This is a genomic window from Nitrospira sp. Nam80 (genome assembly GCF_965152575.1).
Map to the genome: position 1 here is coordinate 571,664 of NZ_OZ224216.1, position 11,695 is coordinate 583,358.

Annotated in this window: 5 protein-coding genes; 2 read left to right on the forward strand and 3 right to left on the reverse strand. The window is 56.8% G+C overall.

All coding sequences use genetic code 11. The features are described from left to right. From ACWGXE_RS02770 to ACWGXE_RS02780, 3 genes are all read right to left on the reverse strand, one after another. Positions 1–1,641 carry a c-type cytochrome gene (locus tag ACWGXE_RS02770; protein ID WP_447601132.1) on the reverse strand — a complete coding sequence of 547 codons (1,641 nt, stop codon included), beginning with the start codon at positions 1,639–1,641 and terminating at the stop codon, positions 1–3. Between the two features lie 174 nt (positions 1,642–1,815). Further along, positions 1,816–7,179, reverse strand: coding sequence for a peroxidase family protein (locus ACWGXE_RS02775; protein ID WP_447601134.1), 5,364 nt, complete (start codon positions 7,177–7,179; stop codon positions 1,816–1,818). A gap of 800 nt (positions 7,180–7,979) precedes the next feature. After that, positions 7,980–8,612, reverse strand: a complete 633-nt coding sequence (locus ACWGXE_RS02780) for a helix-turn-helix transcriptional regulator (protein WP_447601135.1) — start codon at positions 8,610–8,612, stop codon at positions 7,980–7,982. Between the two features lie 153 nt (positions 8,613–8,765). Here ACWGXE_RS02780 and ACWGXE_RS02785 point away from each other — a divergent pair, with 153 nt between their 5' ends. Then, entirely contained in the window at positions 8,766–9,401 is a 636-nt protein-coding gene (locus tag ACWGXE_RS02785; RefSeq protein ID WP_447601136.1) for a hypothetical protein, read from the forward strand. Positions 9,402–10,119: 718 nt separating this feature from the next. After that, positions 10,120–11,667, forward strand: a complete 1,548-nt coding sequence (locus tag ACWGXE_RS02790; protein ID WP_447601138.1) for a GMC oxidoreductase — start codon at positions 10,120–10,122, stop codon at positions 11,665–11,667. The last annotated feature ends 28 nt before the right edge of the window (positions 11,668–11,695 follow it).

Genomic DNA, 11,695 nt, shown 5'->3' on the forward strand with positions numbered 1-11,695 from the left:
TTACAGCCTTTTCAGATACTCGATCAGATCTCTTTTGTCTGAATCGCCGAGGTCAGTTCCATATAAGTGACCGCCGTTACCGTTCCCCGGCAATCGGGTGTCGTAATAGTGGAAAGATTTGCAATGGTCCGTCTTGCCTTCCTCCCACTCGAAGCCCATATTTTTCCAGTCATACACATCGTTGCCACGACAAAATGTCGTCGGACGGCTCTCCGGCTTCTGCAATAAATGCCAGAGCGTGGGAACCGATCCGTTGTGCAGGTACGGAGCCCGCAACCAGATACCCGTGAGCAACATGTTGGCATAGCCGTGCGTTTTCCGGTAATCCTCGAGCCTCCACATGGAAAGGTGGCGGATTTCGTTCAGCTTGTCGCGCAGTTCCTCCGTGAATGCCAATAATCGCTCAGGATCAGTCCCGATGTACATTTCAGATTGGCCTGCGGCGCCCTCTTGGGCCGCTTGGCAAGCTGGAGCGCCGGGAGGCAGACATACGGGTTCAAGCGATCGTATGCGGGTCCCCGTTTCGCCATGGCAATCATAGCAGAGATTCTCGAAGATAGACTTGCCGCGTCCTTGGTCGTGGTTCCCCGCGAAGTCGTTCGGAGCCACCTCGTGATACGCGACAGGCTTCAAATCGGATTGTATCCACCGTCCGATTCTTTTTAAGCTTTCCCAATCCAGCGTGGCGGGTGTCACGCCCGCACCTAAGGCGGCGGTAATGTTTCGTTCGCCTGGCGCTCTCGTATTCCCGTCCCAATGAAGGGCGCCACCATCCACTTTTTCTCGCCACAGCGCCGGGAAATCGGCGAGCCCTGCGACAGGGCCTGCATCCATATCGATATAGGGCCCAAACCATTCAGGAAGATACTCCATGAACCAGACAGGCTCCTGAAGCGCCAAGACTTTATAGGCGGCCCACGTATCCACACGGCCGGGACCGAACGGCGTGGGTCGCCGATCCAAAAAGCTGAACGTGTGTTTCAAATTTTTGAGGCCTCGTATGAAAAAGGGGACGACGATCCGGCGTTGGATGAATCCTTGCCAATATCCCAGTTCTGGCTGCCTTTGTTTGATGCGCGCCATGATCTCTTCAACAGTGAATTGCGGATCTTCCGACACGTCAAAAAGAAAGCGAAAGAAGGCTTCCACGTTTACTGTATTGGCCGGCATGCCGAGAATGATCTCTTGCGAGCCCTCCGGAAGCCTGCGCACTGTTGAAACATGACAGAACGCGCAGTTCAGACCCACGACATCTCCTACGCCGAGATGCCAGCGTTTGGAGAATCCGATGGGGCGGTCTTGCTTGTCTGCCGTATCTGTGATCAGCCCAAACGCTTCATAGTTGTGCGGTTTGCCTTCGGGCAGGTGTTGAGGGAACATCTCCGGCAAGACTCGCCAGATGTCATAGGGTATGCCTCGCCTGAGATTGTCGGACCCGATTGAGCCGTACTTGAAATGCATCGATTCGTTTTCATAGGTCTGGGGGGAGCCCAGAACAACGAGGCGTAGGAGCCAGCAGCAGATGCCAAGAATGACGGCGACAAGGAGCCATCGCGGAATCGCCGGCGTCTTCTTGTCTTCTATTCCAAGACCGACATTGCCTTGGGACGATCCTTCCCATTCTTCCGTAGCTGCCCCCACGACAAGGTCCGCCTGTGGCCTTTCGGGCCTTGTCTCCAGGGAATCCTGTAGTAGATGCGCCGGACTCGAATCCTCCGATACCATCGCAGCCTCCGAAGCCGGAATAGATTGGAAGCAGTCGTGTGATCCACCGATCGTGTGTTTATAGGCACCTAGGAAACGTCAAACGAGATATCAGGCGTTGATATTTGCCTCCAGCATTCTGGGATACAATTTCCACACAGCCCAAGGTTTCTTTTCCATTTCCTTTTGCAGTGTCTCAAGATCTCGCCGGAACTCGCGGAAAGCTGCGGCGCCCTCGTCATCGAGCGCCAAATACGAGAAGTCTTCCATCAGAGACAGGCGGGTCACATTCAGGTTGAAATTCGCATTGACCAACCGCTGGTACACATCAAGGGGCTCACGAGTTCCCTTCTTGTAAACCCGGCACGGTTGCCGGTGCGACCAAAGTTGATAATTCCAAAGTGACGAGCCGCATTTGTCATGCTCGACGGTCACTAAATAGATCAGTTGGGCGAGCAAACGGGCAATCTCGGCCAGGGAACAGGGCTTGATGTGATTCTTGTGCGGCGGCATCAGGACACTAAGCTGTCCAAGCCAGTCCTGAAGGGCCTTATCCTCTTGCCACCGCGTTTTGTCGGCGGTGAGGGTCTGTTCAAGACCTCGGAACCAAGTCTCCAGACGCTCATCCCGCGCGATGCTTCCATCATCCGTATAATAGAGCAGGAGATATCGTTTTGCGTGTCGATGCATCACCTCGAAGAGGTCTTCCAGATTCTCCTGGCTCGTTTCGATTCCGGCCGACCGGAGGTAGTCACGTACCCCACGCCGCCTGGCATCCATTTCGGGATCGTTCACGATCAGATCGAAGTCACCGTAGGTTTTGCTAAAGAGGTCACACATCCCCTCATGAGTGAAACTGAAAATCTCCTCAAAGTCTCCTCCCTTCACCATCTGCCCGCGGGTCACCACCGTATTGGACTGCTGTGTCCCATAAATATGCGGCCACAGGAATCGGCAGAGGAAATGATCGGACGGCAGGGTTCTGCGCGTGGCAATGGCGAATGGTTCTCCGCCGGCCAGATGGACCCAATTAAAATGACGCACGAGCGACTGATGCGTGGTTACGGCGCAGAGAGCCAGCTTTTTGGCAAACTGCCAATCGGGCGCCGACGGTCTGCTAATACACGGATTGTTTTCGGCTGTTTGATACTCGATCTGATAGGGAGCCAGCCGGCTGATTGCTTCGATTGTGTCGCGCTTGGTCTTGAATAAGACCCGCACTCCGAGTGAATAAAGCTCGGGGTGGGATTCAAACCGATGCAGATCATCCCTGAGATCCCATTCGAAAAGCGGATCTTCATCAGAACTGTCCTTTGCTTGTTGCAGGAAGGCGCTATAGGGGCCGCGCACCGCAAGCGCTCCAAGGTCGGGGCTGCCCTCATATTCCGGCGGCAAGTCCGGAGCATCGAACGCGCGCCTGTGTAAGAATCCATACGCATGCGTCAAGGCTTTGTGCGGATCAGCGGAAATCGGAGGCAATTCTTTCGGCTGCATGGGTGGAAAGACGGAATAGAGGTGGACTTGGATGCGATAGAAAAGACTTTTCATCCGAGACCGCTCGTCCGCAGGAATCGCGCCCGAAACATGGATGCCGCGGATCGGAATGCCGAATTTCTCTGAAAATTCCATCAACGGAATCTTGTCAAGCCGGCGAGCCGAGCCCGAGCGCCTCAGGCAATAATCGAGCAGGCTTTTTAGAGATTGCCACCACTCTTCACGTGAGCTGCCGTTCTTATTCGCCGCCCGAGCTCGCCGGTCTGCGAACATTCGCAACCAGGTGATAATCTTCCACCACGCCCGCCGCCTGGGCGGTGCGACAGTGAGCGGACGATTGCCGATGAATTTGAACCAGCCCCACAAGCTCCAGAACGATCGCCGGAGAAGCCATGTAATCTCAGGCCCCTGGACCAGCCAAATAGAGCCGACCAAGAGTGCAGCGATGAGCGCCCCCCAGATAGCAGGCCAGCTTTTGGAGGCCTCAATTGCTGTTTCCAGCGCGTTCGCGGCTGAAACCATGTGCCAAAGATGATAAAAAGTGCCCAGGACAATTCCGATCACAGCACCGCGTAGGGCGCCTACAACGATCCAACCTCCTTCGCGGACGAAGAACGTCATCAGCGCCGTTCCCAAGAACGCGCCGATGACGGTGGCGGTTCCCGCGTCCGAAGACAAGACCGCAGTGGAGAACTCGCCCTGAAGAGAGTCAATACAAGAGATCACCGCGCCCAGTAGCCATCCGGCTGCAGCGGCGACGGTGACCCAGCCGCCTGTCCATAAGGCAAGACCGATGATTGAGCCGAAGGCGGCGCCGGCTGCGGCGTGAAAAGTCAACGCATCCAGTGCACTCCTTCCCGCCTGGAGTAAAGGGTTTATTCCGTCTGCCGGCCGGACAATGAACCATAGGAGCGCCGCAATAGTCGTTCCGATCAATGCATCGGCAAGCAGGCTATAAGCCCGTGGCCGTTCATGCCGATTCAAGGAGTCTCTCACCGCATACATCGTGATGCCGGCAATTAAGAGGGAGAGTGCCATAGCGGCCGTTACGAGAATGAACAGCGGATTCTGCGCCACTCCCTTAGAAAGGGCGATGAGAATTCCGGTTATGGCTCCGATACCGCCTCCGAACACGATGCCATAGGCTGCCCGCCAGCGCAGGCGCCGAACGGCGGCCGGAGTAGAAATTGCGCGGAGCTCCCCTTTCGCTGCATACGCGATTCCGATAAGCGCCCCTACAAAGGCCACGATGAGCGCCTCGCTGGTCCCAAGGGCCTTTCCCGCCAAGTAAAGATCGCGGGCTAGCGCGGCCAGGGAAACGCCCCCCTTGTGCCAGAGGTACCAAGCGGCGCCGACAACCCATCCCACAACCGCTCCGCGGGCTATTTGAGATGAAATTCGTCTCAGAATGGCACCGCTTCCGGCGCCGAGTAATGCTCCAATCGTCGCTTCTTTTGTGAGGAGGGAACCGGTCGTGGTGAGCGCCGTTTGAGTCAAGGACGGGAGTACGCTGTCTGTGCTCCAAAGATGATACAACGCGCCGATGAACCAGCCGGCCGTGGCTCCCCATCCGGCGCCGGTTTGCACTTTCTCACGGAGGGTCAGTTGGCGAGTGGCCATGTATGTGAAGGCATAGATACTCGCTAAACAGAAGCCGCCGATGATGGCGCCCATTGCGGCGCCGTGCGCCGCTCTTTCCGTAATCAGCGATGCAAAGAAATCGAAAAAACGGCCGCCCGCTGTCGATGTATGAAGAACGGCACCAAAGATCCATCCCACCAGGGCGCCGCCGAAGATAGGCATTTGGAATGCCGCCATCCGCCTCATGGCCGGTCGAGGATCATCGCTCATCGGCAGGCTTTCAACCGGATCGGGAGAGGGACGTTCTGTTCGCCGCCAAGGAGTGAAGGCATTACTCACGTCATCGAGAGCCGGCGCCAGGGAGGGATAGTGACGCAGTAATACGCTCTTGAAGTCGTTGTCTTCTATCCAATCCATTCCCGGCTGTGTATAGACATCCGCGTTAAAGTCGGTAGTAATAAAGCGATCACTTTTGAGGCGGCGAGGCGCCATCAGGACAAAAATCCGGAACGCGGTATCGCTGAAGCCGAATCCTTTCGGCCGATTCTCCGCAAAAAGACCCAACATCAGATCAAGATCTTCTTTGTCCGGATAAAGACGCCGAAGTTCTCGGGCCCAGCTTTTTCGTTCATCGATCTCTCGATTCGTCAGACCACTGAACCAGCGAGTAAAGGGAACTCCGACCAGCCGCTCGTACGAGATACAGGGCAGCAGCATGAGCATGCGGCGGAAGTTATTGTAGCGGGGGATCGCCCGCTCGCGGTCACGCATGATGTCCACGGAGGCGAGGTCGAGCATCTCACCTTCCGGAATGGCGCATTGCCCATCGTGCATTCTCCTGAACTGTTGCAGGGCGCGGGGAAAATTCCTGAGCGTGACGGCGCCGGGATGGCTCACCCCGAACGAGTAGAAGACGTTCTCAAACCCGTGTCGTCCGATGAAATCACGGGTGCGGTCCCCGTGGAGATCGTTCAATGTACAGGCGGCCTGCAGTTCGTCCTCCTCCACGGAATAAATGCGATACTCATCCGGGATCAGCGGATGCATGCGATAGACGGAAACAAATTCCTCGGTCATGGCGAATGCCGCCGCGTGATGATCCTGTTCCGATGCGGGAATTCCGGTGATCTCCTCCTGAATGTCCCGCAAGAATCTCAAGCGGCCGATAATCTTGTTAAAGCGCCTCGTCACAATTCCCCACCAATTGGCGCGCATGCCGATATAGAGCGTGGGATGGCCGAGGATGGCGGGAGTCCATTCCACTGTGTGGATCTTCGCCATCAAGGCGACGTTGATGAGCCGGGCGGTTTGGAACAACCGTTCGTCGTCCCAAACCGGGTGTTCCTCTTTCAGGCGGTCGCAAATGGCATTATGCTCCAATGCAAACAGCGTATGGAGAAGACTAAGTCCCGCCCAGTAATTATCGTTGAAGCCCGTGAGGTCGAACCCATGACGACCCGGCTCCCTGGGCAATCGCATATTCTCCATCCACAACTTGCCGTCGCCCTTGGGACTGCGCAGGGCTCTTTGTTTCGCGAGGCTGCTTCCATAGAGTTGAGAGCCGTCCCACCAATGGGTCTCCGTATTGCGATACAGCGGAAGGTCCTTCAGTCCGGCAGGAAAACTGTCGCTCTCTCGATCCACGCTGTCATCTTCTTCGGTTCGACGAATCCTCATGACGTAGGCGGCCGAATTATTGCGATCGGGTCTGTCGCCCTCCCGTTCTCTTCCGATGCAAGAGTTCGCAGCCTTCGGTACGGATTCCCTGCCCGGCCAGTCGTCGTCAGGGTCGAGCGGGATAGAGGGCAGGTAATCCTTGTCCGTCTTCTCCTCTGAAGGGGCCGCCGGCGGGCGCCGCCTGTGAGCGACCCAATCGTGAACCTGGAACTGGATCCAGGCAGCCGCGAGGAGATTCAAGGATGAAGCGGGCCTGAACCGATCCCGGGTGAGCAGGTCCTTGCTGATCTGGCGGGGATTGGGAGAGAGCAGCTTGGCCTCTTGTTTCTGTCTGGCGAAGAGCTTGGCCAGCCGTCCCAGCGGGAAGTTTCTGCCGAAGCGTGTCTCGGCCCGGCCCATCGACGGATCATGCAGATCGTTGAACGTGCCGTCCGCCGTGCGCGCCGTCCGCCACTGCGGATTCCATTGGATGCTTCGTAAGTCCGGCGGCTGCGGCTTGGTGGCCAGCGAGCCCGTGTCAAACAGGTTCCGCCTCCGCATGATGAAACGGAAGATGACCAGATTCCACACGCCGATATAGCGCCAGAGATGGTGCCATGAGACGAGCAGGTTCAGAACAAGAAAGAACGGGGTGAGCAGCCAGAATAGGATCGCCGCCGTAACCGCAAGGAAACCGAGAAGTAGCCTCAAAATCAGATCCCACAAAAAGACTGGGCGAGCCATGGGTCCCTTTCCCCCGGCGACGTCAACGATCCCTGGACGATCATCGTATCGCGCGGGCGAGGCTGCTTTCGGCGTTCATTAGTCCCCGACACGTACCACAACCGGCCGGAGTGGGATGCCCCGATCCGACGTTCGAGATGTCAGACCCTTCCCGGGGGCAGGCGATCCCTCTCAATCTCCTCTCAGCTGGTCGGTTGGTAGGAACATTTGCAAGTGGGAACACGGCCTCTGTGTATACACGCGATGAGCCGTTTAGCAGTATAGAAGCGGTGGTCCTCGGCTTTTAGCTTGCGAGGGGAACCAGGCTGGTTCATAGCTTCTGTTTCGCAGGCAGGCCGGCCGTAGGGTCTCCGATCATCCGTCCGACGCAGGCCATACATAGTGAATTTTTGTCAGGCTGCTTCCCTGTGCCTCCGTCCATCATGTCGTGTGGAGTTGAACCTTGGCGCCAAGGCTTGGTTCACTTCACCGACTATTTACGGCGGAAAAGCAAGGCTCGTGCCATTTGGCCCTATTGATAGAAGTCGTTCGTGAAAAAAGAGGCAAGGCCATGTTTTTTCAGCGTGCTGGAACAATGTCTGGGTTCTTCTTCCGATAAGCAAAATAATATCGTCTCTACGGGAACGTATCCTTTCTGTAATTGCTGTTATCTTCTTAGATACAGTCGGCGGGAAGCATAAAGGGACACGATCAGCAGACGGTCATCGGATGACTGACCGTGCCGACAGATGCTCGTTCAAATGATCAGGATGCTGTGTGCCGCGACCGAAAACCCGGACAGGGATGTGGCTGTAGATCCGTTATGATTGGCTGAACTTGAATCGGCAGACGTGGCCGCCCCGGACGATGCATTCGTCGTGCATGACAGGACGCCCAACAAACGTTGAGAGCAAGGCCAGATCAAAATGGCAAATTTCGGGAAACCGCGCGGCAAGGTGGTGGAAGACGCAGTTCGTGGCTTCAATCATGGGGAGCTGGCGGCCGGATGGCTCGGTCGAGGCCGCCTCATAACCTAACTCCTGCATGATAGTTGCCAGCCGCTTTACTCGTTCGGAAGTATTCTCTGAAGCCCGCTGAGCGGCCTGGAGCTGTACCGCGACATTGTGCCCGAGCTTCTCGCACCGCGCGATCAACGCGGCCTCCCCTTTCTCAGCCTTGAGAGAATCCAGCAACAATTCCGAGAACCATGAATATTTTCGCGGAAAACTTTCGCGTCCGGCTGCGCTCAGGACATACAATTGTTCCGGTCTTCCCCCGGTGGCTTGCACTGAGCCTTTTGTCACCGATCCCTCTGCTACAAGCGAAGTCAAGTGTTGCCGGACGGCGTTTCGCGAGACATGCAGGCGGCGTGCAAGTTCCACCACCGTGAGTCCGGTTTTCCGTTCCAGCAGCAATCGCAAGAGCTGTTCCCGACGAGTACCCTCAGAGCGCATAAGCTAGCGAACCTCCGAGCAGAGTATATCCGAATACCGTTACAAATGGCCATTGGTGCACTTATAACATAAAATACTTGACAAAGTGGTCTATAGAGCACTATTCTCCGCCCCGCCGTCTATGAGAGTACTTTTTCTAACCAGGAGGTTGCCATGATTCGATCCATTCGTTCATTTTCCGCACTCGTACTCGTTCTAGCCTCCGTGGCCTGTTCGCACAGTCCTCAGCCAGCTGCGTCGTTGGAGTCATCAGCCAAAGTGGCTGAAACCAAGGCGGCTCTTCGCGATCTCTGGCTCGGGCATATTCTGGCGATACGCAATGTGGCTGTGGCGACGATGGATAAAAATGTCGCAGCCCGAGCAGTCGCCGAGCGGGGTGTCGTCGCCAATGCCGAGCAGATCGCTCGATCCATCGAGCCGTTTTATGGAAACGCGGCTTCAGAGAAGCTCTTCACGCTCTTGGCGGGACACTATAGTGCTATTCGTGATCATCTGGACGCGACTGCCGCCGGTAATCCCGCCCGACAGAACGCCGCCATGCAAGACCTCACCGCGAATGCCGGGGAAATTGCCACATTCCTGAGCGGAGCAAATCCTTATCTCCCCAAGGATACCCTAATGGGGTTGCTCATGGCCCATGCCGCGCACCACATCACGGAGTTCCAACAACTGCAGGCAGGTGATTATGCGCAAGAGGCGGAGACCTGGAAGGGGATGAAGCAACACATCTATGTGGTTGCCGATGCCCTCACCGGTGCACTTGCCAAGCAGTTCCCTGACAAGTTCTGAGGAATTGATGGAATGATTGTTCAAGGGCGCCTCCCTGTGAAAGGGAGGCGCCTCCGATCAAGCCGACACCTCGATCGAGTTCTGGCGGTTTTTCTCCGACAGTATCCTCCTTCTTTTCTCAGTGGAACGCGTAAGGACCTTGGAGCGTGGCGCTGCGGCCTGAGATCTATCGGGATCGCAATGGCCGGCTCACGGGGTCTGAACCGCTGCTCACAGCGATCACGACGACGGTGGAATATCAGGTCTCTCTTTCGACCTTGCACTCGCGATTCTCGCACGTCTTCAATTGTGCTTCCTGCTTGTCCTCGCATGAATTTTTGTCCTCGACGCTGATGGCATTCTCCATGCACCTTTTGTATTCCTCGTCGGCCGCCTTCATGCATTGTAAACATGGGGTTGCGCGTCGGCCGGAGAGCCGGCTGATAGGAGTGGAAATAACATCAATGCGAGGACTCTCATGGCCAGACCTTCGGGAATACCCATCGAAGTCACCTTTTGTCCGCGCGGCACGAAACGAAATGGCATCCGTGCCGTCTGTCGTACGGATCGTCGCCCTGCTTCGAATCATCGTCACGTGGAGATACTCGGCTTCGATATGAGGGTACGTGTCGGCGGCCGACGTGTCAACGCGATGGATTATGGCGTCGCGGATGGCAACCAACCCTTGTAAGACCCCGCCTCCTTTCCCGACTACCTCCCAACTTATACGAGGTGGTCAATGTCCTCCTGCAGCCATTACGACGTCATCATCATCGGCACCGGGGCCGGCGGCGGCACCTTGGCCTACAAACTGGCCTCGTCCGGCAACAACATACTGCTGCTCGAACGCGGCGATTATCTCCCGCGCGAAAAAGACAATTGGAACTCGCGCGCCGTGTTCGTCGAGAGCAAGTACAAGGCAAAGACGAGCTGGCAGGACAAGCATGGCAACAGCTTCCACCCCGGCATCCACTATTACGTCGGCGGCAACACGAAGTTTTACGGCGCGGCGCTCTTACGATTTCGAAAGCACGATTTTGAAGAGGTGAAGCATCATGGCGGCATCTCGCCCGCGTGGCCGATCGGGTATGAGGATCTTGAGCCATACTATACTCAGGCGGAGCATCTGTATTGCGTCCATGGCAACCGAGGGGAAGACCCGACCGAACCGCCGGCCGGCTTGCCCTACAAATATCCAGCCTTGCGTCACGAGCCCCGGATCCAGGAACTCCATGACGATTGGACCAGACTCGGCCTCCGACCCTTTCATCTTCCGGTCGGCGTTCTGCGCGATGAAGACAATCCCGAACGCGGGGCCTGCATCCGCTGCACGACGTGCGACGGCTTCCCCTGCCTGGTCAATGCGAAGGCCGATGCCCAAGTTGTCTGCGTCGACCCGGCGCTGAACTATCCCAACGTTTCCTTGCTGACGAATGCGCTGGTAACCAGATTGGAGACAGGCTCATCCGGACGTGAGGTTACGAAGGTCCATGTGGAACGGAACGGCGCCGTCGAGACCTATCAAGGCGACATCGTCGTCGTGTCCTGCGGCGCCGTCAATTCAGCGGCGCTGCTCCTCCGCTCCGCGGACGACCGCCATCCCAACGGCCTGGCCAACTCATCCGATGTCGTCGGCCGGCATTACATGTGCCACAACAATTCCGTCATGCTGGCGATTTCAAAACGGCCCAACCCGACGGTCTTCCAAAAGACCATCGGCCTGAACGATTTCTATTACCGATCGGACGACTGGGACTATCCGCTCGGCCACATCTCGATGGTCGGGAAGCAGGACCTCGAATCGCTCCGCGCCGGGGCGCCGCCTTTTGCCCCTGGACTGGCGCTGGACTTCATCGCCAGGCATTCGCTCGATTTCTGGATGACCTCGGAAGATCTGCCCGATCCCGCCAACCGCGTGCTGGTCGATCGGCAGGGCAACATCTCGTTGCACTACACCGAAAACAATCTCGAAGGTCACCGCCGGTTGGCGGCCAAGCTGAAGGGCATGCTGAGTCATATCGGCTGCGAGCGGCATTTGGTTCCGCATCACGCGTACCTCGGTAAGAAAATTCCGATCGCCGGCACGGCTCATCAATGCGGCACGGTGCGTTTCGGCAAGGACCGGGCGACATCCGCCCTCGATATCAACTGCAAGGCGCATGATTTGGACAATCTTTACGTGGTGGACGCGAGCTTCTTTGTATCGAGCACGGCCGTGAATCCATCCCTCACCATCATCGCGAACGCCTTGCGCGTCGGAGAGCACATCCTCGGAAGGCTGAGCTGAGACAGAAAAGGCAAGAGTAAGAGGGACA